Origin of the sequence: Actinoplanes sp. NPDC051851, assembly GCF_040681165.1 — a bacterium.
Classification (GTDB): domain Bacteria; phylum Actinomycetota; class Actinomycetes; order Mycobacteriales; family Micromonosporaceae; genus Actinoplanes.
Genome location: NZ_JBFAYF010000070.1, coordinates 23,612 through 45,075, shown reverse-complemented (window position 1 = coordinate 45,075; position 21,464 = coordinate 23,612). Strand labels below are relative to the sequence as shown.

The window sequence follows — 21,464 nt, the reverse complement described above, 5'->3', positions numbered from 1 at the left end:
CCGCCATGACTTGATCCTCACCCCCAGGCTCTTGCCGGTGCTGGCGGGGGCTCCGGTGTGTGACGGGCGGCCTGACTCACCCCGGAGCACCAGCCGAGAAGCTGTCAGGAAGGCACCGGAGCGAGGGGCGCGAGGGGTGCCGGGGACGGGGCGGGATCGGGGCGGGTGGACGCCAGCGCCGCGAACGGCAGCATCAGCAGGACCGCGCCCGGCACCGCGGAGAGGCCGTCCGCCGGATAGCCCAGCCCTTCGCTGGCGAAGAGCAGGTCGGGCACCATGCCGGCCACGAAGATCGCCCCGTACCAGAGCACCGCGGAGAGCGGCACCGCGGCCACGGTCAGCAGGCCCCAGCGGATCACCCGCCGGCCGCGCATCAACCCCAGCACGACCACCGACAGCGGCACCCCGATCAGGCCGCCGAGCAGCGCGTACCCGGAATCCTCCACCCCCGGGTCGACCGGCGCCAGCCCCGCGACGAGCGCGACGGCGAGCGGCAGCGCGATCAGCCAGGCGGCCCGGGTCCGCCCGCTGACCACCACCGCCGGAATCAGCGCGAGCAGCACGCCGAGCACCGCCAGCCCGGTCGTGGTGATCGTCAGCCCGGCGGGCAGGAACGGGTGGTTCACCCCGGGCGTGCCCTGGGTCAGGATCAGCGGACCGCAGGCACCGGCGATCATCGCGCCGGTGGTGACCCGCCGCCGGATCACGCGAGCCGCGTAGTCGCTGCTCAGCGCCGTACCCGCGATGATCCAGGAGAGCCCGACGGCGACCGCGCCGGCCACCAGGGCCACCCGGAGCCCACCGGCGCCCGCGACGCCGAGCCGGACCAGGACGCCGTTCGCGGCGAAGAGCAGCACCCCGAGGACCGCCGCGGCCGGCAGAACCCGGCGGCGATCGGCGACCGCGATCACGAGACCGAGAACGGTCAGGATGATCGCGGTCCAGCGCAGCTCCGCGACCCAGAGGTAGATCTCGCCGTCCCCGCCCGGCATCGGCGCCGTCGCGGAGACGCCGGGCATCGCGGGCGACAGGATCGCGAGCGTGTAGGCCCACGCGATCACCGAGAGCGCGACACACCCCACGCCCACGCTCACCACCAGCGGCGGCAGCGTCCGCGGCCCGTCGATCGCGACGGCGGTCATCCGCCGGGGGAGAGGCTTCAGGGAGCTTTTCGTGTACGCCCATGCCAGGAGCCCGAACGTGCAGAGCGTGACCGCCCAGGGCCCGAGGTAGTAGAACGCGCGGCTGCTGAGCCCGTCCTCGATCACCATGTACTCGGCCGGTGGCTCCCGGACCAGCAGGGACGCGACCATGCCGTGCAGGTCCCCGCCATCCGAGACGATCATCGGCACGGTCGCCGCGACGGCCGCGAGCGCACCGACCAGCGGCGTGGCGAGGACGACGGCCGGGCGCCCGCGACCGATGAAGATCATGCCGGGTACCCAGATCGCCAGACCGATCAGCTGGCCGGTCAGGTAGGTCGCATCCATCTCGGCGAAGGTGGGCGCCAGGATCGCCGGGACGAGCAGGAGCGGCGCGAACCGGGTGCCGCCCTCCAGGGGCATCCGGCGGCCCAGCCAGCGCCCGGCGAGCACGCACCAGAGCGCGGTCAGCAGCCCGGAGGCGAGGGTGGCGGACCAGGTCGTCGCGTACGAGTCGATCCCGATCATCCCGGTCAGCATCTCCGCCACCTGGGCGACGCCGATCGTGAGCATCCCGGTGACGACCAGCGCGGCGGCCGGGGTGAGCGCGCCGGTGGTCTCGGCCCAGCCGCGGGGCGCGCCGCTGCGGTCCTTCAGCGGCGGGGACATCAGCAGGCTGAGCGCGAACCCGAGGGCCTGCCGGCCGGACTCGGCGGCGGCCAGCTCCGCGTGCCACTCGGCGGCCAGCTCGTCGCGCAGCTCGGCCGGCCAGCGGCGGGCGGCCAGGTCTATGCACCGGTGCGCGAACCGGATCGGCGCGCTCACGCCGGACTCGGCTTGCTCACGATGTGCGCGCGGTCGAGCTGCCGGCGCAGGTCGGCGATCTCGGTACGGGCGGCGATCAGCCCGTCCGGGGTGAGCCGGTAGTAGCGGCGCGCCGGGCGGCTGGCCTCGGCGGGGTCGATCTCCTCCCACACCGCCTCGACCCAGCCGGCGTTCTGCAGGCGGAGCAGGATCGGGTAGAGGGTTCCGCTGGGATGACCGGTGGCGCGCATCAGGTCGAGGCCGTAGCGATCGGCCTCGGGGTCCTCGAGGAACGCGGCCAGGACCTTGGACACGGCGGCGGTCACCCGTACTGGGCTCGTCATGGTGTGACACCCTAGCCGACCCTCAGCCGGTTTTCTACATAGGGTGTGACCTGCGGGTGCGGGCCACTGGCCCGCACCCGGGGCGTGTCAGCAGTAGCCCGACGGGCACTCGCCACTGGCCAGCAGCTGGTACTGCCGGCACTTCGAGCAGATCGGCGGCTCGGGCTTGGGCGCCGGTTTGGCCGCGGCCTTGGTCGCCGTCTTCTTCGCGGTGGTGGTCTTGGCCGCCGCCGTCCCGCTGCCGGTGGCCTTCGCCGTCGTGGTCGCCGTGGCGCGCAGCTGGACCGCCTGCACCGAGGCCTCGAAGAGCGCGTCGTAGTTGTCGTCGATCAGCTCGGCGGGGACCACCACGAAGCAGTTCGGGTCGTCCGGATCCTTGATGTACGCGCCCTCGATGGAGAGCGCGAGCTCCTCGGCTAACGCCGGCTCGACGGCGACATCCGCGCCACCGGGGTGGATCCGCAGGGCTATCTTGCGGCCGCCCAGCGGGGTCACCTGCAGCGCCCGGCCGTTCTGCCGGACGTCGATCTTGACCCGGCCGCGGAGTTCCAGCAGCAACCGGGCCACCGACGGAGCCGCTCCGATCCCGTCGTCGGTCTCGATTCCGTGCATCTGATCGCTCACGATCTTCCTGCCTTTCCTGTTCGCCTCCAGACTGCCACCCGCGCCGGACCCTCCGGGCAGAGGCCCTGACCCTGAGCCGATTCCGGCCCGGCCGTCCGCCCGCGCCTCCCGCTCCCGTCTTCCGCCCGCGTCTTCCGCTCCCGTCTTCCGACCTCGTCGATGACATCGATTCGCGTTCTGGTACTCATGGTCGGCACACCAGGCTTCGGTGGGAGGAACGAGAGCATGGCCAACGGTCCCGAGCAGGCACCACCGACACCGCCGCGCCGCCCGCGTCATCAGACGCCGGTCGAGCTGGGCTTCACCCCGGCGGAACCGGTCGCCTGGCTGTCACCGGTGCAGCTCGCCGGGACCGGCCTGCGGGTCGCGCTCTCCTCGATCCAGGGCAGCTACCTGGACAAGCGGGAGCTGCAGGCCTCCTTCCCGGACCAGGTGCACGCCGAGACCGGCCCGGACGGCGACTGCTGGGTCGACTTCGTGGCCGACCTCGGGGACGGGTTCGACGCGACGTACTCGATCGCGTACCTGCTCGCCCAGCCGCAGCTGACCGTGGGGGAGCGGGTGCTGCCGCGCGGCCGGGTGCTGGTGCTCGGCGGCGACGAGGTGTACCCGACGCCGAGCAGCGACCGCTACGAGGACCGCCTCGTCGGGCCGTACCGGGCCGCGCTGCCGATGCCCCCGCCGGACGGCGACGCGCCGAGCATGTACGCGCTCCCCGGCAACCACGACTGGTACGACGGCCTCACCGCGTTCCAGCGGCTCTTCACCGGCACCAGGCGCTCCGGGATCGGCGGGTGGCGGCTGCCGCAGTCCCGCTCGTACTTCGCCGTCGAACTGCCCGGGAACTGGTGGCTGCTCGCCGTCGACGACCAGGCCTCCACGTACATCGACGACCCGCAGCTGGCGTACTTCGGGCGGGTCGCGGAGGGGTTCGGCCCGGAGACCAAGGTGATCATCGCGTCCGCGAGCCCGACCTGGGTGCAGGGCGCCGACGTACCCCAGGTCTACGAGTCCCTGGACTACTTCGCGCGGACCGTGATCGCCCCGAGCGGCGCCGCGATCCGCCTGATGGTCTCCGGTGACTGGCACCACTACGCGCACTACACCGGCGCGGAGCGGGAACTGATCACCTGTGGCGGCGGTGGGGCGTACCTGTACCCGACCCACCAGCTGCCGGAGACGATCGAGGTACCCCCGCCGCCGCTCGAGACCACCTCGCCGCGGGAGGAGTACCGGCTCACGTCCCGGTTCCCGGGCAAGCGGCTCTCCCAGGCGTACGCGGCAAGCATCTTCGGACGTCTCCCCAAGCACAACCCGAGCTTCATCGGCATGCTCGGCGCCGTGCACACGTCGATGATGCTCGCCGCCGGCGCCGTGATCAGCAGCGGCTACGGCAGCCCGATCCAGAAGTTCGCCCTGGTCCCGCTCTTCATCCTGGCCGCCGCGGTGGTCGCCGGCACGTACGCGTTCGCCCACCTGAGCGACTCGGTCGAGGGCCGGCTGCGCCGCCGGATGATGGGCCTCCTGCACGGCGTGGCCCAGCTGGGTCTCGCCGCGCTCGGCACCTGGGCCTGGTGGGAGCTACCCCTGCACGCGTGGCCGTGGCCCTGGTCGCTGATCGCCGCGCTGATCGTCTACGGGGTGCTCTCCGGCCTGGCCGGCACCGAACTGGTCGCGGTCTACCTGCTCTTCGCCGCCCGGGTCGGGGTGAACGTGAACGAGCTCTTCTCCGCCCAGGGCATCATCGACTCGAAGTCCTTCCTCCGCTTCCACGTGGCCGCCGACGGCACCCTGACCATCTACCCGATCGGCGTCCGCCGGGTGGCCCGGCGCTGGCGCACGAACCCGGACGGCGCCCCACACGAGCCCTGGCTGGAGCCGGTCGGCCGCCTGCACGCCCACCTGATCGAGGACCCGATCGTCCTGTCCCCGGCCGCCCCGGTCGCCCCGTCCGTCCCCTCGTCCGCCCCGGAGACGGCGACGGCCTGATCGGATTCAGCCCCCGCCGGACCGGTGGCGGGGGCGTCCCGGCCGCTCAGCCGGAGCGCCTGATCCTGCGCATGAGCATCGCCCAGACCCCGTAGCCGGACCCGGTGTTCCCGGCGATCACCCCGGCGGCCGAGCCCATGAACAGGGCACGCGCACAGTCCGGGCAGACCTCACGCCCGGTGATCGTCTTCTCGAACGGCTCCCGGACACCACGGCCACAGTCCGGGCACTCCCGGCTCGACAAACCCATCCCGGCCTCCCACTTTCGGTCCAGCCGAGCGTACGACCACCCCGCACTCCGCCTCCCGTCCAGCGGGCCGTCGACGCGGAATGCGGTTCCGTCCACGGGTGGCGCTCCGCGTCGTCGTCGTCCTGTCCCGGAGCCGAAGATGACGTGCGCGGCATGCAGGGTGTCGAGATATTCGCGCACCTCCGCGTACCCGCCATTCCAGAACCGCGCGTGTGCCTTCCGCGGTGATCTCACGCGATTGTTCCTCCATACCGCGTGGCTGCGGTCCCGGACGGTGCGGGGGATATCGGCTCGTGCTGATGTCGGGTCCAGTGCGATCATCTGGCGTATGGACGGATGTGTCTTCTGCCGGATCATCGAGGGCGAGTCCCCTGCATACCGCGTTCTGGAGGACGAACACTGCCTGGCGTTCCTCGACATCGCTCCGGCCAGTCCGGGACACTGCCTGGTGGTTCCGCGCCGGCACGTCCGAGATCTCTGGGAGATCTCGGACGAGACCCATCAGGACGTGTCCCACATGGTCCACCGAGTCGCCGCGCTGCTGAGAACGGCCCTCGCGCCGGACGGCATGAACGTCAACAACTCCACCGGTGAGGCCGGCGGGCAGGAGGTACCCCACTTCCACACGCACGTGGTTCCCCGCTGGCACGGTGATAGCCTCCGCCCGATCTGGGCCGGACGGCGAGCGACGCCCGGCGACCTCGAACGGATCTTGAGCAAGCTCCGCGACGTCCGGCTTTGACGCGCCGTCCGCACGCCGGTGCGACAGCGCGTGATGGCCAGGCCGGGGTGCTAGCGGCGCGAATGGCGGATGCGGGCGGCCGTCACCAAGCGCTCCACCTCGGCCGCCGTCGAGGGGCCCGGGTTGACCACGCTCGCCCAGCCCTGGACCGCGTACGCCGGGTGGGGCGTCAACCTGTCCACGGCGGTGAAGTCGATGGTGGCGCGCTGCGCGGCGAAGGACTCCGGGCCGTACCCGAAAAGGGTGTTGAACTCGGTGCGGCCGACCTCGACGTTGAGGCGGTAGCGGTCCGGGGCGGACAGGCCGGAGAGCGTGTCGAAGTCCGGGATGTCGTGGTACACGATCGTGGCGAACGGGTGCTTGCGGTCCGTGCCGGTGAAGAAGAAGCGGTCGCCCCAGGTGTACGGCGGCATCTCGGAGCCGGCGGGGATCCGGGTCTCGGTCACCCCGGGCATGCCGCTGATCCGGGCCGCGTCGACCGCCCCGGGCTCGGTGCCGAGGTGCAGGACCGCCTCGCAGCCGGTCACGGTGGCGGCGTCCAGCGGGAAGTACCCGAGCAGATCCGTCGTCCGGGCCCGGAGACCGGCGGGCGGCGGGAAGATCCCGGTCTGCGGGCCGAGCCGTTCCTCATAGGTGCCCACCGCCGGCTGGCCCGCGCCGTAACTGCCGGCCACGTACACGTACCGCTCCCCGAGCAGCGGCGACACGATCGACCCGGCGCCGTTCCACTGCGCCGCCAGGTGCCGGCCCTCCCAGTGGGTGTCCCAGGTGCTCGGGTGCCGCTGCAGGTGCGCGTTGTTCGCCGCGGCCAGCACCGGTCCCCGGTCGCGTTCCAGGGCCACGATGTCCATCAGGTTCCGGGCCATCAGTGCGTCCCGGGTGGCGAGCATCCGGCCGATCCGCTCCGACTGGGTGCCCGGCTCGGCCATCGCGGCGTGGTAGGTGAGCAGGCCGATCGCCGTGGTGGCGAGCACCGTGGCCCGGGCGTCCCCGGCCGACCGGGTACGGAGATCCTCCGCGATCACCAGCAGCGCGGCGGCCTCCGGCGACGTACCGGGCGACCGCGCCGCGTCGTACATGATCTCCGGGGCGCTCCAGCGGGCGTCGTCACCGACCAGGTCGTCCAGTTCGGGCACCGAGGCGCCGAGATGGTCGCGTAACGACCGCAGCAGCGGCCCGGGACTGGGCGCACCGGTGATCTCGGTGGGCGCGTCGAACCCGTAGAAGGAAATGGGGGACGGATGCCCCTCGTTGTACGCCCGCAGCCAGTCGACCAGCTCGCGGGTGGCCGGGTGCGCGCCCCATCCGTGGCTGATCCCGGTCGTCAGGTCCAGGTCGTCGCGCCGGCCCTGCACGTAGTCGTCGACGGCCAGCGCGGCGGCCCGGTCCGACTCGATCGCGATCGACCGGAAGCCGAGACCGGCGAGCGTCTCCAGGATCCGGTTGCGCAGGCGGGGGAAGGCGGGCTCCCCGTGGTACGGCTCCCCGAGGGCGAGCAGGTGCGGCCGGTGGGTGTCGACGAGCGTCCGCAGCGCGGTGTCAAAAGGCATGACCTTCACCGTATCGTTGAACCACCCGTTGAAACTTCCGTGCAGAAATCCCAGGAGAACTCCCGTGAAGTCTCAAACCCGGCCGGTGGACCTGGCGCGTGCGCACGGGCTCTCCGCGCAGGCGGTCCGGAACTACGAGCAGGCCGGGGTGATCCCGCCCGCCGCCCGTACCGCGAGCGGCTACCGGATCTACACCGAGGAGCACCGGGCCGCGCTGGCCGCCTACGTCGCGCTCATCCCCGGGTTCGGCTACGGCCCGGCGGGGGAGATCATGCGGGCGATCCTCCGCGACGACCTCCCGGCGGCCCTGGCCGTGATCGACGCGGCGCACGTGCAGCTCCAGCGCGACCGGGAGACCCTGGAGCAGGTCGCCGCGGCCGCCGCACCGACTCCGGGAGGGCCGATCCCGATCGGCGCCCTCGCCCACCGGCTCGGCATCACCCCGGCCACGCTGCGCACCTGGGAGCGCGCCGGCATTCTCGCCCCGGTCCGGGTGCGGACCGCGCGGTCCTACTCGCCCGAGGACGTCCGGGACGCCGACCTGGCTCACCTGCTGCGCCGCGGCGGCTACCCCCTGGACCGGATCGCGGCGGTGATCGCCCAGGTGCACGCCGCCGGTGGCCCCGGCCCCCTCGCGGACTCGATCGACCGGTGGCGGGAACGGATCACCGCTCGTGGCCGGGCCATGCTCCTCGGTTCCGCGCGTGTTTCCGCTTGTTTGCATTTGTAACCATCGATAGACTGCGGATTCCGTGGAAAACGTATTCAGCGCATCCCCCTCGTCGCGCCGAACACGTCATCCCCCGTCCCCGACCATGTTGGGAATCCCCATGCGCGTCTTACCCGGCGTAGCCACGGCACTCCTGCTCGCGGGCCTGGTCGTCGCACCGGCGACCACCGCGGCGGCCGACACGACCAGCACCACCGAGAACCTCGACCGCGGCCTGATCAGTCTCCGCACCACCACCGGCAACTTCCTCTCCTGGCGGCTGCTGAAGTCCGACCCCGCGGACGTGACGTTCGACGTCTACCGCGGCTCGACCAAGGTCGACACCACGAGCGGCACCAACTTCACCGACGCCGGAGCACCCGTCGGCGCCACCTACACGGTGCGCCCGGTGAGCGACGGCGTCTCGCTCGCGTCCGCCGCCGACCCGACGGTCTCGCTCGCCGCGGCGTACCAGGACGTCCCGATCCAGGCGCCGTCCGGCGGAACCACCCCCGACGGCGTCTCCTACACGTACACCGCGAACGACGCGTCCGTGGGTGACCTGGACGGCGACGGCGCCTACGAGATCGTGCTCAAGTGGGATCCGACGAACTCGAAGGACAACTCGCAGTCCGGGTACACCGGCGACGTCTACATCGACGCGTACGAGCTGAACGGCACCCGGCTGTGGCGCCTCGACCTGGGGAAGAACATCCGGGCCGGCGCGCACTACACCCAGTTCCAGGTCTTCGACTACGACGGCGACTCGAAGGCCGAGGTGGTCATGAAGACCGCCGACGGCACCGTCGACGGGACCGGCGTGGTGATCGGCAGCTCGACCGCCGACTACCGGAACTCGTCGGGTTACATCCTCTCCGGCCCGGAGTACCTGACCGTTTTCAACGGGCAGACCGGCAAGGCGATGGCGACCGCGGACTACGTGCCCCCGCGCGGGACCGTCAGCTCCTGGGGTGACAGCTACGGCAACCGGGTGGACCGGTTCCTGGCCGGGACCGCGTACATCAACGGTTCGTACCCGAGCATCATCATGGCGCGCGGCTACTACACCCGCTCGGTGATCGTCGCGTGGGACTACCGCAACGGCGCGCTGACCCGGAAGTGGACCTTCGACAGCAACTCGTCGACGAACGGTTCCGCCTGGACCGGCCAGGGCAACCATCAGCTCTCCATCGCCGACGTGGACGCCGACGGCAAGGACGAGATCCTCTACGGCGCGATGGCGGTCGACGACAACGGCTACGGCCTCTGGGTCAACGGCCAGGGCCACGGCGACGCGTACCACGTGGGCGACCTGATCCCGAGCCGCTCCGGCCTGGAGATCTTCAAGGTCGACGAGGACACCAGCAAGCTCGCCGCGTGGATGGCCGACGCCAAGACCGGCGCGATCATCTGGTCCAACGCGTCCTGCGGCTGCGACAACGGCCGCGGCGTCTCGGACGACATCTACGCGGGCAGCGCCGGCGCCGAGTCCTGGTCCTCGGCGGTCAGCGGCCTGTACAGCGCCGCGGGTGTCAATATCGGTCGCAAGCCGTCCAGCACGAACTTCGTCATCTGGTGGGACGGCGACGCTCAGCGCGAACTGCTCGACGACACCCACATCGACAAGTACGGCACCTCCGCCGACACCCGCCTGCTCACCGCCAGCGGCGTCCACTCGAACAACAGCACCAAGGCCACCCCGTCCCTGCAGGCCGACATCCTCGGCGACTGGCGCGAGGAGGTCATCTGGCCGACAACGGACAACACCGCGCTCCGCATCTATTCGACGACGGACTCGACGAGCATCTCCCACGTCTCCCTGATGCAGGACCGCATGTACCGCGAGGCCGTGGCCTGGCAGAACACCGCCTACAACCAGCCCCCGCACCCCAGCTTCTCGATGAGCTGACCCCTCAGGATCAACTTCCTGTCGCAGCCGAGTGGTGGGTACAGACCGCCGCTCCCGCCGAGGGCCCCGGAGAGCTTCGCTGGCCGCTGACGCGTCCAGACCGCGAAGCCCTCCGGGGCGACGTGCGTGAGCGGTCACGCTGTCAGCGTCCGCCCCCACCTTCGCACCCCGCACCCCGCACCCCGCGCCTTTTCTCTGCGGAGGGAGAACACCGGCCGGATCAGGTGGCGGGCCGGTCCGAGGGCGCCGTGCGGGGTCGGCGATGTCCTGGAGCCCGAACCCCGTGTCGACCAGGACCAGGCCGTCCGGGCCCTCGGCCAGGAGGACATGACAGATCAGCCCGTCGGGCGTCGCGGGCGGGCGCATCGTGCCGCAGTTGAGGTGGTGGACCTTCTTAACGCCATCCCCACGGATAAATCCGGGGGATTTCCCAGCTCAGACCGCACCCGACCCGCCGCCCCGCAGGGTGGCCGACCGCATGTCTCACGTCGTCAGCACTGGCACGGTCACGTTCCGCCGTGGCAAAACCTCGACAACACTCGTTCACTCCGATCGGTTTGGTTCTCACCGACCGGACGCCTGAAAATTTAGCACATCTGTCCACGTGGACCCCGCGCGGGTGGGACGCCGGATTCGCCGTGGCGGCGAACCGGCTTTCCTTGTCCTGCTCCGCAGGGAGTCCGTTTCCTCCCCACGGTTGAAGCCGGGGGTTTCTACGGAAGACTTTCGATGAGGGTCGACCTACCGCCGGGCGACAAGAAATGATCAAGGAGAACTCACAGGTCGGATAGCCTATAAAGCAGAGAGGATATATGGTTTGCTGGGGCCGCACGGAGGCTCCACCGCCGCCGGATAAGGTCGCACAACGCCGGCCGACAGACGAACCACGCCGACCAGTGCCGGTCGGGAACCCCGGGAGGAACCGATGCCGCCACTCTGCAGCACCACGTGTCGATGGACGGCGGTGCGCTCGTGACCAGCACCGTCGTCCGCCAACCGGCTCTCGCGGAGCTCTCCGACTCCCATGCCGGCGTTGTCACGATCATCGGCGGCGGGGCGGCCGGTGCGCTCGCCACCCGCGCCATCCTCCGCCGTACCACATGGCGGACAACATTGATCGCCCCCGAATCTTCGCCCGGTCGTGGCGTCGCGTACGGGGCCGCCGAACCCTGGCATCTGCTGAACTCCCGCGCCGGGGCGATGAGCGCCGACTCCGCCGATCCCCGGCACCTGGTCCGCTGGTGCCGCGAGCGGGGGCTGCTCTTCGAGGCCACCGACTTCCTGCCCCGGGTCCGCTTCGGCGACTACCTCTCCGCCCAGTACGCCGCGACCGCCGCCGAGGCCGGTGCCCGCCTGCGCCACACCATCGCGATGGCCACCTCGATCCGCGCCGACGCCGGTGGTTTCCTGGTCACCGACGACCACGGCGCCGAGGTCCGCGCCGACCACGTGGTGCTCGCCGTCGGCAGCGCCCCGCCGCGCCCGCCCGCCGGCATCAGCGAGGACGCGCTGCGCAGCGTGGAGTTCGTCGCCGACCCGTGGGCCAAGGGCGCGCTCGACGCGATCCCCGCCGACCAGCCGGTGCTGCTGCTCGGAACGGGTCTGACCGCCGTCGACGTGGCGTTGACCCTCACCCGGGACGGCCGGAGCGCCCCGGTCGAGGCCCTGTCCCGCCGTGGCCTGCTCCCGCTGACCCACCCCGAGCTGCCCGCCCCCGCCGTCACGCTGGCTCTTCCCTCCAGCCGCACGCTGGCCCCGCTGATCCGCCGGGTCCGCGCCGCCGTCCAGGCCGGTGCCGACTGGACCGCCGTGATGGACGCCGTCCGCGCCCAGGCCGACCGCCTCTGGACCGCTCTCGATCAGCCCGCACAGGAGCGTTTCCTCCGCCACTGCCACCGCTTCTGGGAGGTCCACCGGCACCGCATGGCTCCCACGGTGGCCGCCCGCATCGCCGACCTCGAGGACAAGGGCCTCTTCCGGGTACGCCCCGGCCGCCTGCTCTCCGTCGTCCCGCACGAGGACGGCGGCCTGACGGTCCACGTCGAGGGTTCCCCGCCGCTCCGCTACGGCGCGGTGATCACCTGCACCGGCCCCGGCCCGCTCCCGGCCGCCGCGACCCCGCTGATCGCCGCCCTGCTCGCCGACGGCCAGGTCCGCCCGGGCCCGCACGGCATGGGCCTGGACGCCGACCCGGACGGCCGCGCGATCGACGCCCTGGGCCGCATCCAGCCGAACCTCTGGATCGTCGGCCCCCTGCGCCGCGGCAACCTCTGGGAGGCGACCGCGGTCCCCGAGGTCCGCTCCCAGGTCGACCTGCTGACGGCCGCGCTCCCGGCCCCGATGGAGAACCAGCCCCGGTAACGCTCCCGCGGCCGGTAACGCTCCCGCAGCCGCTGACGCTCTCTCCCGACCCGTCAGCGGCTGCCGAGCCCACATCCCCGCCGCTCGTGCCGCTCGTATCCATCCTCTCCTGGCCGACCTCGCTCGTGGACGCCCGTACCGCACTCAGTCGCTTCTCAGGGTGATCACAGGAAGCACGTAAAGTGATCTTTGCTGGCCCCGCCCCGAAGATCGACCAGCACCCGTCGGACCTGCGGCGACACGCGGTTACCATGGCGGCGGTTCGCGGGACAACGGGGAGGAACACATGGAACGCGAGACGTCGACCGACTGGCTGGCACGAACGGTGCAGGACACCATGTCCCGCCTCGAGAAGATCAAAGACATCCGGGACGAGCTCACCGAGATCAGCGGGGAGGCCTCCTCACCCGGCGGCGAGGTGCGCGCCGTGGTCGCACCGTCCGGGATGATCCGTTCGCTGGAGTTGGGCCGCACCGCCTACCGCCTGGCCCCGGAGGACCTCGCCGACGCGATCGTCGCGACGATCCACGAGGCCGCCCGCAACGGCGCCGAGGCCCTGAGCGCGACCCTGCAGCCGATCGTCGGCGACCGCATCGACCTGACGGCCCGCCTCGCCGACTACGACACCCCGGACGATCAGGAGCTCGACTCCGCCCGCACCTCCCTGCGCGAGTTCAGCCGCGAGAACGGCAACCGGCAGTCCACGAGCGGGCCTCGCTCACCGCACTCCGTCCGTGCCGCCGGATCACCGCAGTTCGGTCGCGAAAACGGTGGTGCGCGATGAGCTTCGAGGTCGACCCCGACGTGCTGGACGAGGCCGCCGTCGCGATCCGGGCCGGCGGCACGACGCTGCAGGCCCAGGTGGCGAAGCTCCAGGAGGGCGCGGTCACCAGTGACGCGTACGGTCAGATCGGCAATCTGGTCGGCCTGAACGACGGTTACCAGCAGCAGCTGGAGGAGTCGATCCGGGAGATCGCCGAGGGCGCCGCGCTGCTCGAACGGGCCGCCGCGCTGCTGGAGTCCAACGCCGCCGCGTACCGGACCACGGACGAGAAGCACGCCGACGAGTTCGGGAAGATCCTGTGAGCGACGGTGTTGCCACCACGGTCGTCGACGGCGCCCAGTTCGTCGCCAACCGGGCCGGCGGCCTGGTCAACGCGGTCAACAATGTCATGGACGCCATCCTGTGGCCGTTCGTCCAGCCGCTGATCGAGGTCTTCGAACTGGCCATCGGCGACCCGGACCAGCTCCAGGCGAAGTCCAAGGCCTGGAACGCGGTCGCCGCCGAGGTGGAGAAGGTCGCCGGTGACCTGGCCGGTCAGCGCCAGACGCTCGCCACCCGGTGGAAGGGCGACGCCGGCACCGCCGCGCAGAAGAGCCTGACCGAGACCGAGGAGCACCTCCGCGACGTCGCCAAGCGCATGCGCGAGACGGCCCGCACGATGGAGCAGATCGCCGAGCTGCTCTCCGCCTACGAGCAGCTCCTCCAGGACACGATCCGCGAACTCGTCGAGTGGCTGATCGTCGAGTGGATCGTCGCGCAGATCCTGGCCCCGGAAACGCTCGGCGCCTCCGAGGTGGGCTTTCTCGGCGGTGCCGCCCCGGCGACGTCCTCGGTTTTCGTGGCCCGCTGTGTCAAGTACCTGAACGACCTCCGTAAGGCTCTCTGGGAATTCCGCAAGGTCTACAACGAGTTGAAGGCCGGCAGCCGCCTGGAGAAGTTTGCCGCCAAGCTGATCAAGAAGCAGATCTCCGGCGTGATCGGCGACCTCACCGGCCTGAACCACTCCAAGTTCGGCGCTTTCACCACCATGGCCGGCGACATCCTCCAATACGGCATCCACACCGCCGCCGAGGAGTTCGACGACCGCCGCAGCGGCATCGACGGCAACGACGACCCGATGCGCCAGAAGATCAGCGAATACGTCGACCCCATAGCGGACAAGGCCGACCCGTACCTGGACAAGGTCGAGGAGACGGTCGACCCCTACGTGGACAAGGCCAAGGAAACCGTCGACCCCTACATCCAGAAGGCCCGCGAATACCTTCCTGACTGACACCCGGGTCGAATCCCAGGGCTCGGGCACCATCCCCTTTCATCCCAAGCTCGACGGACGTCCCTGCTCGAGACGTCTCCTGCTCAACAGACGTCTTCTGCTCAACGGACGCCCCTGCTCGGCAGACGTCTTCTGTTCAACGGACATCTTCTGTTCAACGGACGTCCCTACTCGACCGACGATCCTCCGGGCCGGCGCCCTGCGCGCCGCCCCGAACAGCGAAAGGACACCGCCTTGACGGACGCGCCGAACGCACCCACCGGCCCGAACGCGGAGAACCCGCCGCCCGGAGCGAGCGCGCCCCATCCGTCCATCGGGGCGAACCCGCAGGCCGGGGCGAACCCGCAGGCCGGGGCCAACCCGCAGGCCGGGGCCAGCACGGCGGTGCTGGCGGACGACCAGCGCCGGGCGGGCGAGGCCATCCGGGCCGTGCTGCGCCCGGGCGAACGGCTGCTCGCGCACAGCATGCTGCTCCGCTCGCCGGGCCTGGAGGAGCCGCCGCCGACCCCCGGCGACGTGCTCAACAGCCTCAACCCCTTCGCCGGCTTCACCAGGGCGGCCCGCGAGGAGGGCGTCGGCTGGGCGCTGTTCTCGACCGCGCTCGGCATCCCACAGGAGGATTACTCCCCGTCCACGCTGATGGGCAAGGAGCAGATCGCCCGCAGATACGGCCACATCTTCTGCGGCGTCAAGAACAGCCAGGCCGGTCACCTGCTCGACGTGCTCAACCGCCACGCGACCATGGATTACGGCCATCGCCCGGCTTGGGTCGCCCGCACCGACCAGCGTGTGGTGCTGTTCGCCGATCCGGAGCCGGCGTCCGGCTCGCACTACACGCCCGGCCAGCCGCTGCGGCAACTGCTGCGCATCGGTGTCGGTCTGGGCACCTCCCTCTGGAAGCTCGTATCGAATACTCAGGACAAGGACGAGCGGAACGGCTTCTCCGGCTCGGTGCTCCCGGTCTTCGAGTGCCCGCCCACCTCGATCGTGGCCGTCCCCGCACCGCCGGTGGAGCACATGCCCCGGGTGATGCTCTGGTTCGCCGACCAGTCCTGGCTGATCGTCTCGCTGGGCCTGGGTGAACCGGCCGACCGGATGGCCGCTGCCCTCCAGCCGCACCCTGGTCCGCCCGGCGAACAGCCATCATCACGGTGACACCGCCGCCGGCGGGATGAACGGGCATCACAACGCCCCGAGGTAGTCGTCGACCGCGGATTTGTCGGTGTCCTCGGCGACCATGGCGACATACCCGTCCGGCCGGACCAGGACCTGGACGCCGGTGCCGTAGGCGGCCGTCACGTGCCCATCGGGCTCGACCACGTGCGAGTGGACGACGGCAAGCCCGGACACGGTGACGGCCTCCTTCACCGTGGGTGTGCTGGTGGTCTGCGCCGCCCCGGATGCGGTTGCCGCCTTCTCCAGCCCGGATGCGGTGGTTGCCTGTTCCACCTCCAGCCTGGATCCGGTGGTCGCCTGTTCCACCCCGGGCGTGCGAGCGGCCTTGGCCGGGACGTGGAGCAGGGTGAAGTGCGGCCCGCGGAAGAGGTCGAACAGTCGGCCTGACGCGTCGGGTGCCCGGTTGCCGGGGCGGATCGCGGTGGATTTCGCGGTGCGGTCGCGCGAGAGGCGACTCCACGGGTAGTTGACGGCCAGCTGGGTCAGCTCGGGAGTGGCGACGGCGTCGATCCCGCCGCCCCTCTGCTTCACCGCGTCGAGGACCACGGCGAGCCGCTCGGACGTGATGTCGAGGAGCCGGCTCGCGATCGGGAGCCGCTCCTCCTCGTAGGTGTCGAGCAGCGCGTCGGAGGCCCGCCCGGCGAGGACCAGGCCGAGTTTCCAGCCGAGGTTGTAGGCGTCCTGGATCCCGATGTTCATCCCGAGACCACCGGCGATCGGGTGGATGTGGGCGGCGTCGCCGGCGAGGAAGACCCGGTCGCTGCGGAGCCGGTCGACCATGCGAACGTTGACACGGTAGGTCGATCGCCAGGTCAGGTTGTGCAGCCGAACCCCGGGCACACCGGTGACGCGATCGAAGGTCCGCTGGAACCGCTCCAGGGTGGGCGCGAGCGGGACGCCCTCCGCGTCGAGCTCATGCGAGGCCTGCACCTGGAACGACCTCGTGCCGGGCAGCGGGCAGAGCATCATCGCCTCGCCGCCGGCGAACCACTGGTGCCAGACGTCGCGGCTCAGCCCCTCCACCTCGACATCCCCGACGGCCATCAGCTGCACATCCGGCGTCTCCCCGCGCATGGCCAGCCCGAGCGCCCGCCGAACGGTGCTCCGCCCGCCGTCGCACCCGACCAGATATCGCGCCTCGATCGTGCTGTCCCGGACCGCGCCGCCGGCGGTGCTGTCCCGGCCCGTGCCGTCCCGGACCATGTCGTCGGCGGTGCTGTCCCGGACCGCGCCGTCCCGGATCATGCCGCCGGGCGTGCTGCTCCGGACCGCGCCGTCGGCCGTACCGCCGGCGCCGACGGCGGGAGTGTCCGCGCCGGCCGACCCGTCGGCGCCGCTGATCGTGGCGGTGACGCCGTCGGCGTGCTGGTGGAAGGCTCGTAGCTCGGTGCCGAGTTCGACGGTGACGCCGAACTCGGCGAGGCGGTCGCGCAGGATCTGCTCGACCCGCCACTGGGGGATCAGCACCGTGGTCGGATAGGGGACGCCGGGTGTGGGCACGATGCCCGCCTCCGGGTCGACCTCGGCGGTCACCTCGGTGCCCTGATACTTCCGGTGCGGCAGGTGGGTCACCCCGGACGCCGAGATCCGGTCGGCCACGCCCAGGTCGTCGAGGACCTCGAGCGAACGGGGACTCAAGCCCTTGCCGCGGGAGCCGGTGGGGAACGTGGGACCGCGATCGATGATGCGGACGGCCGCGCCGCGGCGGGCCAGGTCGACGGCGAGGGTGAGCCCGGTGGGCCCGGCTCCGACCACGAGTACGTCTGTCATGCGTCCATGAAAGCGTTACTCGGTCACAAACGCAACCGGGTTTTTTATGTTACTGTGGTTGCGTGAATGAGGAGACCGGGCTGCGGGCCCGTAAGAAGGCGCGGACCAGGGACGGCATCGCCGGCGCGGCGATCGATCTGTTCCTGGCCCGGGGGTTCGACGTGGTCTCGATCAACGACGTGGCCGCGGCGGCGGAGGTCTCCAAGCCGACGCTCTTCCGCTACTTCCCCAGCAAGGAGGATCTGGTGCTGCACCGGTTCGCCGATCACCACGGGGAGTCCGCGCGGGTCGTCCGGGAACGCCCGGCCGGGGTGCCGCCGATGGAGGCGTTGCACGGGCACTTCCGGGCGGGGCTGGACCGGCGCGACCCGGTCACCGGGCTCAACGATCACCCTCAGGTGATCGCATTTCACCGGCTGGTCTTCGGTACGCCGAGTCTGGCCGGCCGCCTGAACCAGTACATGGTGGAGGACGAGCAGGCGCTGGCCGACGTTCTCGGCGACGGCATCGAGGGGCGGCTGCGGGCGGCGCTGGCGCTCGCCGTCCATCGGGTGCTGTCCCGGGCCAACTGGCAGAAGATCGCCGACGGGCGGACGGCGGACGACGTCCACCCCGAGGCAGTGGCCGACGCCGACCTTGCCTTCGGGCGGCTTCGGTGAAGAAGCGTTCGCGACATCGCCGTGCGGCCGCCCTCTATCTCGCCCCCGGCGACGTGCGGGGCCGGCCGAGGTGAATGCGTACGGGAAAAGCCCGGAATCGATGCGGACGGCCAGACGCGGGGTGAGTGAAAGGCTGAAGGGCGACGTCGTGGGGGTGTATTAGCGTGAGCCGATAAAGGGGTGGGTGTGGAGGAGAGCGGCAGACTGGCGGATGCGCTGGGGCGGCTTGTCGAACGGGGAACACTGGACCGGGCGCAGGCTGACGCGGTGCTGAGCGAGTACGGCAAGCCGGGGGAGGCGCCGAAACCGGAGAGCGTTCGCCGCAGGCTGGGGGAGATCGCGGGCTATCTCGGGGCGTCGCTGCTGGTCGGGGCGATCCTGCTGTTTCTTGCGGAGACCTGGGACATGGTCGGGCGATCGGGCCGGGTGACCGTGCTCGGGATCCTGACAGTGGTTCTCTTCGGCGGCGGCGTCGTTCTGCGGCGTGACGACGAGGTGCGACGGCGGCTCTCCAGCACGCTGATGACCGGTGCGGCGATCGCCGCCGGGTTCGGGATGGACGCGGCGCTCGACGATGTCGTGCCGGCCGAGTGGCTGATGGCGTCGATCGCGGCGACGCTGGTGGTGACCGCGGGATACCTGCTGGCCCGCAGTGCGCTCGGGCAGCTCGGCATGGCGGTCGGCGCGCTGGCGATCCTGCTCTCGCTGGTCGACCTGCTGAACGTCGACGACACCGTGGACTTCGGGCTCGGGATGATCGGGCTCGGCGTTCTCTGGGCAGTGCTGTACTGGCGGCACTGGGTGGTGGAGCGCCGGTTCGCGCTGGCGATCGCGGTCAGCTACGGGGTGATCGGGTCGCAGCTGATGCTCACCGCCGAGGGGCTGGTCAAGTACCTTCCGACGCTGCTGATGGCGGTCGTGTGCTTCGGCGCCTACGTGTGGGTCCGGGAGTGGGTCGTGCTCGCGGGCGGGGTCATCGCGGCGACGCTGGTCGTCCCCGAGTTCCTGTACGACGTGACCGACGGTTCGCTCGGCGCGGGCGGCGTCATGCTGATCTCCGGCATCACCCTGCTCGGCGCCAGCATGGCCGGCTTGCGGATGCGCCGTGTCCCCCCACCCGACCCGGATCTCACGGCCGGCTCCGGCTCTACGGTGGCTCCGGTCGCCGGATCTGACCCCGGTTCTGCAGCGGTCCCGAGCGCTGGCACGGACCCGGTCTGACCTCGCGCGCTCGATGATCCGGATCGGGCGCCGGGCCTGATGGGCGAGGCGACACGGCGCTGTCCGGCCGGGTCGCCCGACCGGCCGCTCGCGGCCCGGGCGGTGGGTGCGGCGGGCCGGGCCGGTCTGGCGCGGGCGGTGGGTGGGGCGTGCGGGGGTGGCTGGCTCGGTGTGGGTGGTCCACGAAGGCCATCGGTCCGGACTCGGTGTTGATCTGTCGGTGTTCCTGTTCGAATTCGGCCAGATCCATATCCATCGCCGTTTTCTGTGCCGCTTTCTTCCGGTCCGGAACGTCACATGAATTTGTGATGATCGATTAACTTAAAGGAGCGAGGCTCCGGACGTCGGGCCGGATTGGTCCGTGAGTACGATGATTTGGTGACCTATCCAGCGGACAGCCCGGTGACCGCCGTGCACATCGTGCGGGACGGCGAGCATTACCGGATCGACCTGCGCCGGGCCGACGGGAGCATGAGCGTGGTCCGGGGCGGCGCGGTTCCCGGCGGGCTACGCAAACCGGGCGATGTGCTGGTCCACCTGCTCGCCGAGGGTGTGCCGGTGGAGGAGGCCGAGCACTGCGTCGGCGAGATCGCGCCGGGTTTCAACGCAACGGCCGAACTGGCGAGGCGCCCCGCGAACCAGCGGCGCCGTTAGAGTCCGGGCGCGGACGGCGGCGCGGAGCGCGGTGCCGTCCGCGCCCGGCGCCAGCGGCGGCGCGTCACCGGTAACGGGACCGCGTGGGCGCGGGCGGCTGTGGTGGGACCCCGTGGGCGGTTGTGCGGTTGTGGTGGGACCCCGTGGCGCGGGCGGTTGCGGCGGCCCCCCGCGGGCGGTTGTGCGGGGGTACCCCGCGGGCAGCGGTGTCAGTCCTCGATCTCGAGCACGATCGCGCCTCCGGCAACGCTGCGGTACCAGCTCGCGTCGCGGGTCATCACGTCGACGCCCAGGTCGAGGGCGATCATCGCCGCGGCCGCACAGTCCGCGCGGCCGATCAGCGTGCGCAGGGCGACCAGCGTCTCCCAGTCCGCCGCGTCGTCGGTGATCAGCGCCGTTGCGGGGTGGGCGAGCAGCAGGTCCAGCCGTTCCCGGTCGAGCATCGCGGTGCTGTGACCTGCTTCGATCAGGCACCAGAGCGGGATCGCGACGTAACCGCCCTCGTCGTCGATCTCCGCGAGCGTCTCGCCGACGGCGATCGACCCGCGCACCCAGGCGACGACCGCGGTAGTGTCCAGCACCAGCTTGGCCTCGGTGGCCCGCCCGTGGTCGCGGCCCACCTCGTCGTGGGACTCGGTCACGCGGGGCGGCTGCGCAGCTGGGCGAGGAAGGCCGCCCGGCCCTCGGAGTCGCGGGCCAGCTCGGCCTTGCGCCGCCGCTGGCGGGCACGGGCCATCCCCTCATCGGTGACGGCCAGGCCCATTCGGGTATGGATCTCGCCGACGCTCAGTTTGCGGCTGGTGTCCTGTGCCATGTGCGTAAGGATAGCGTCGCCCGCGTTTCCGGCAAATGTCTCCGCCAGGCAGAGAGCATCGAGCCCGAAAGCGGCGCGAAAAGGATCCGGATCCACCGTGGGGAAAGGGATCAGAATCGGGAAGGCGACTGCCGTGCGTCATCCGGACCTTCCGGCCGCCGTACGCGGAGACGTCACCGACCCGGAGTCGGTCGCCGGGCTGGTGCACGGGCGGGACGCGGCCGTGAACGCGGTGAGCCCGGCCTCCGGGCCGGAGGAGCTCGCCCGGCTCGACCTGGATCCGGAGTTCTTCAGCAGGGCGGCCGGGGCGCTGCTGGCATCCGGGGTGCCGCGCCTGATCGCGATCGGACTCTTCAGCAACCTGCCGGGCGCGGAGGCCTGGCCGCTGCCGGAGGAGTTCCAGCCGTTCGCGCGGGCGCACACCGCCGGGCTCGACCGGCTGCGCGCCGCGGACACGGCGACCGACTGGGTGATGCTCACGCCGCCTCCCCGGCTGCTGCTGGACAGCCCGCGGTCGGGGCGCTACCGGGTCGGGGACGCGGCGGTGGACGGGGTCCTCTCCGACGCGGACCTGGCCGTCGCGGTGCTCGACGAGATCGACAAGCCGACGCTGCACCGTACGAGGGTGACCGTCCACGGCTGAGAAGCGCGGGGGACGAGCCCCACCACATCGCGGCGGCGCCGATCAC

21 protein-coding genes and 1 pseudogene are annotated in these 21,464 nt (G+C 71.2%); 13 read left to right on the top strand and 9 right to left on the bottom strand.

Annotation, left to right across the window (positions count from 1 at the left end; genetic code table 11):
- Positions 1–104: 104 nt before the first annotated feature.
- The 3 genes from AB0M08_RS40395 to AB0M08_RS40385 all read right to left on the bottom strand — a co-directional run bounded on the left by AB0M08_RS40395 (position 105) and on the right by AB0M08_RS40385 (position 2,914).
- A complete protein-coding gene (locus AB0M08_RS40395) occupies positions 105–1,967 on the bottom strand; it encodes a hypothetical protein (RefSeq protein WP_364505490.1) in 1,863 nt (620 codons plus the stop codon).
- Positions 1,964–2,290 (bottom strand): helix-turn-helix transcriptional regulator, encoded by a 327-nt coding sequence (locus AB0M08_RS40390; protein ID WP_364505488.1) that lies wholly within the window; start codon positions 2,288–2,290, stop codon positions 1,964–1,966. Before AB0M08_RS40390 ends, AB0M08_RS40395 begins: the two co-directional genes overlap by 4 nt.
- Positions 2,291–2,377: 87 nt before the next feature.
- Positions 2,378–2,914 carry a hypothetical protein gene (locus AB0M08_RS40385; protein ID WP_364505486.1) on the bottom strand — a complete coding sequence of 179 codons (537 nt, stop codon included), beginning with the start codon at positions 2,912–2,914 and terminating at the stop codon, positions 2,378–2,380.
- 225 nt (positions 2,915–3,139) lie between these two features.
- On the opposite strand from AB0M08_RS40385, the gene AB0M08_RS40380 reads away from it, so the two are divergent.
- Positions 3,140–4,903, top strand: coding sequence for a metallophosphoesterase (locus AB0M08_RS40380; RefSeq protein WP_364505484.1), 1,764 nt, complete (start codon positions 3,140–3,142; stop codon positions 4,901–4,903).
- A gap of 46 nt (positions 4,904–4,949) precedes the next feature.
- Here AB0M08_RS40380 and AB0M08_RS40375 read toward each other — a convergent pair whose 3' ends face one another.
- Positions 4,950–5,153 carry a hypothetical protein gene (locus AB0M08_RS40375; protein ID WP_364505482.1) on the bottom strand — a complete coding sequence of 68 codons (204 nt, stop codon included), beginning with the start codon at positions 5,151–5,153 and terminating at the stop codon, positions 4,950–4,952.
- Between the two features lie 328 nt (positions 5,154–5,481).
- Here AB0M08_RS40375 and AB0M08_RS40370 point away from each other — a divergent pair, with 328 nt between their 5' ends.
- Positions 5,482–5,895 carry an HIT family protein gene (locus AB0M08_RS40370; protein ID WP_364505480.1) on the top strand — a complete coding sequence of 138 codons (414 nt, stop codon included), beginning with the start codon at positions 5,482–5,484 and terminating at the stop codon, positions 5,893–5,895.
- Positions 5,896–5,945: 50 nt separating this feature from the next.
- On the opposite strand, the gene AB0M08_RS40365 is transcribed toward AB0M08_RS40370, so the two are convergent.
- A complete protein-coding gene (locus AB0M08_RS40365; protein WP_364505478.1) occupies positions 5,946–7,445 on the bottom strand; it encodes a DUF6194 family protein in 1,500 nt (499 codons plus the stop codon).
- Positions 7,446–7,509: 64 nt separating this feature from the next.
- Here AB0M08_RS40365 and AB0M08_RS40360 point away from each other — a divergent pair, with 64 nt between their 5' ends.
- On the top strand, positions 7,510–8,175 hold the full coding sequence (locus AB0M08_RS40360; RefSeq protein ID WP_364505476.1) for a MerR family transcriptional regulator: 666 nt from the start codon (positions 7,510–7,512) through the stop codon (positions 8,173–8,175).
- Between the two features lie 100 nt (positions 8,176–8,275).
- Positions 8,276–10,063: a rhamnogalacturonan lyase gene (locus AB0M08_RS40355; protein ID WP_364505474.1), complete on the top strand. Its 1,788-nt coding sequence runs from the start codon at positions 8,276–8,278 to the stop codon at positions 10,061–10,063.
- Positions 10,064–10,272: 209 nt separating this feature from the next.
- Here the strand turns inward: AB0M08_RS40355 and AB0M08_RS40350 are convergent.
- Positions 10,273–10,429 (bottom strand): annotated as a pseudogene (locus tag AB0M08_RS40350) (MBL fold metallo-hydrolase); the annotation flags it as partial.
- Between the two features lie 606 nt (positions 10,430–11,035).
- Between AB0M08_RS40350 and AB0M08_RS40345 the strand changes: the two are divergent.
- The 5 genes from AB0M08_RS40345 (at position 11,036) to AB0M08_RS40325 (ending at position 15,636) form a co-directional block, all read left to right on the top strand.
- Positions 11,036–12,424, top strand: a complete 1,389-nt coding sequence (locus AB0M08_RS40345; protein ID WP_364505473.1) for an FAD/NAD(P)-binding protein — start codon at positions 11,036–11,038, stop codon at positions 12,422–12,424.
- Between the two features lie 286 nt (positions 12,425–12,710).
- The gene (locus tag AB0M08_RS40340) at positions 12,711–13,208 is read left to right on the top strand and encodes a YbaB/EbfC family nucleoid-associated protein (protein ID WP_364505471.1); all 498 of its coding nucleotides are present in this window, start codon (positions 12,711–12,713) and stop codon (positions 13,206–13,208) included.
- On the top strand, positions 13,205–13,510 hold the full coding sequence (locus AB0M08_RS40335) for a hypothetical protein (protein ID WP_364505469.1): 306 nt from the start codon (positions 13,205–13,207) through the stop codon (positions 13,508–13,510). Before AB0M08_RS40340 ends, AB0M08_RS40335 begins: the two co-directional genes overlap by 4 nt.
- Positions 13,507–14,481 (top strand): WXG100 family type VII secretion target, encoded by a 975-nt coding sequence (locus tag AB0M08_RS40330; RefSeq protein ID WP_364505467.1) that lies wholly within the window; start codon positions 13,507–13,509, stop codon positions 14,479–14,481. The genes AB0M08_RS40335 and AB0M08_RS40330 overlap by 4 nt, the downstream gene beginning before the upstream one ends.
- A 234-nt stretch (positions 14,482–14,715) precedes the next feature.
- Positions 14,716–15,636, top strand: a complete 921-nt coding sequence (locus AB0M08_RS40325) for a hypothetical protein (RefSeq protein ID WP_364505465.1) — start codon at positions 14,716–14,718, stop codon at positions 15,634–15,636.
- Positions 15,637–15,663: 27 nt separating this feature from the next.
- Here the strand turns inward: AB0M08_RS40325 and AB0M08_RS40320 are convergent, their stop codons facing one another.
- Positions 15,664–17,427, bottom strand: a complete 1,764-nt coding sequence (locus AB0M08_RS40320; protein WP_364505463.1) for an FAD-dependent oxidoreductase — start codon at positions 17,425–17,427, stop codon at positions 15,664–15,666.
- A 62-nt stretch (positions 17,428–17,489) separates the two neighbouring features.
- Here AB0M08_RS40320 and AB0M08_RS40315 point away from each other — a divergent pair, with 62 nt between their 5' ends.
- From AB0M08_RS40315 to AB0M08_RS40305, 3 genes are all read left to right on the top strand, one after another.
- The gene (locus AB0M08_RS40315) at positions 17,490–18,086 is read left to right on the top strand and encodes a TetR family transcriptional regulator (protein ID WP_364505461.1); all 597 of its coding nucleotides are present in this window, start codon (positions 17,490–17,492) and stop codon (positions 18,084–18,086) included.
- Between the two features lie 180 nt (positions 18,087–18,266).
- The gene (locus AB0M08_RS40310; RefSeq protein WP_364505459.1) at positions 18,267–19,307 is read left to right on the top strand and encodes a DUF2157 domain-containing protein; all 1,041 of its coding nucleotides are present in this window, start codon (positions 18,267–18,269) and stop codon (positions 19,305–19,307) included.
- A gap of 378 nt (positions 19,308–19,685) precedes the next feature.
- Positions 19,686–19,961: a hypothetical protein gene (locus AB0M08_RS40305; RefSeq protein WP_364505457.1), complete on the top strand. Its 276-nt coding sequence runs from the start codon at positions 19,686–19,688 to the stop codon at positions 19,959–19,961.
- Positions 19,962–20,170: 209 nt separating this feature from the next.
- On the opposite strand, the gene AB0M08_RS40300 is transcribed toward AB0M08_RS40305, so the two are convergent.
- Both AB0M08_RS40300 and AB0M08_RS40295 read right to left on the bottom strand, forming a co-directional pair.
- Complete coding sequence (locus tag AB0M08_RS40300) at positions 20,171–20,602, bottom strand: hypothetical protein (protein ID WP_364505455.1); 432 nt, start codon at positions 20,600–20,602, stop codon at positions 20,171–20,173.
- Positions 20,599–20,775 carry a hypothetical protein gene (locus tag AB0M08_RS40295; RefSeq protein ID WP_364505453.1) on the bottom strand — a complete coding sequence of 59 codons (177 nt, stop codon included), beginning with the start codon at positions 20,773–20,775 and terminating at the stop codon, positions 20,599–20,601. Before AB0M08_RS40295 ends, AB0M08_RS40300 begins: the two co-directional genes overlap by 4 nt.
- A 133-nt stretch (positions 20,776–20,908) precedes the next feature.
- Between AB0M08_RS40295 and AB0M08_RS40290 the strand changes: the two genes are divergently transcribed.
- Positions 20,909–21,418 (top strand): NAD(P)H-binding protein, encoded by a 510-nt coding sequence (locus AB0M08_RS40290; protein WP_364505452.1) that lies wholly within the window; start codon positions 20,909–20,911, stop codon positions 21,416–21,418.
- Positions 21,419–21,464 lie beyond the last annotated feature (46 nt).

Bases quoted from the DNA above. Each gene is read 5' to 3' on its own strand.
- AB0M08_RS40355 (WP_364505474.1), top strand. From the start codon at position 8,276: ATGCGCGTCTTACCCGGCGTAGCCACGGCACTCCTGCTCGCGGGCCTG.
- AB0M08_RS40380 (WP_364505484.1), top strand. From the start codon at position 3,140: ATGGCCAACGGTCCCGAGCAGGCACCACCGACACCGCCGCGCCGCCCG.
- AB0M08_RS40390 (WP_364505488.1), bottom strand. From the start codon at position 2,290: ATGACGAGCCCAGTACGGGTGACCGCCGCCGTGTCCAAGGTCCTGGCC.
- AB0M08_RS40375 (WP_364505482.1), bottom strand. From the start codon at position 5,153: ATGGGTTTGTCGAGCCGGGAGTGCCCGGACTGTGGCCGTGGTGTCCGG.
- AB0M08_RS40295 (WP_364505453.1), bottom strand. From the start codon at position 20,775: ATGGCACAGGACACCAGCCGCAAACTGAGCGTCGGCGAGATCCATACC.
- AB0M08_RS40370 (WP_364505480.1), top strand. From the start codon at position 5,482: ATGGACGGATGTGTCTTCTGCCGGATCATCGAGGGCGAGTCCCCTGCA.
- AB0M08_RS40335 (WP_364505469.1), top strand. From the start codon at position 13,205: ATGAGCTTCGAGGTCGACCCCGACGTGCTGGACGAGGCCGCCGTCGCG.
- AB0M08_RS40340 (WP_364505471.1), top strand. From the start codon at position 12,711: ATGGAACGCGAGACGTCGACCGACTGGCTGGCACGAACGGTGCAGGAC.
- AB0M08_RS40320 (WP_364505463.1), bottom strand. From the start codon at position 17,427: ATGACAGACGTACTCGTGGTCGGAGCCGGGCCCACCGGGCTCACCCTC.
- AB0M08_RS40365 (WP_364505478.1), bottom strand. From the start codon at position 7,445: ATGCCTTTTGACACCGCGCTGCGGACGCTCGTCGACACCCACCGGCCG.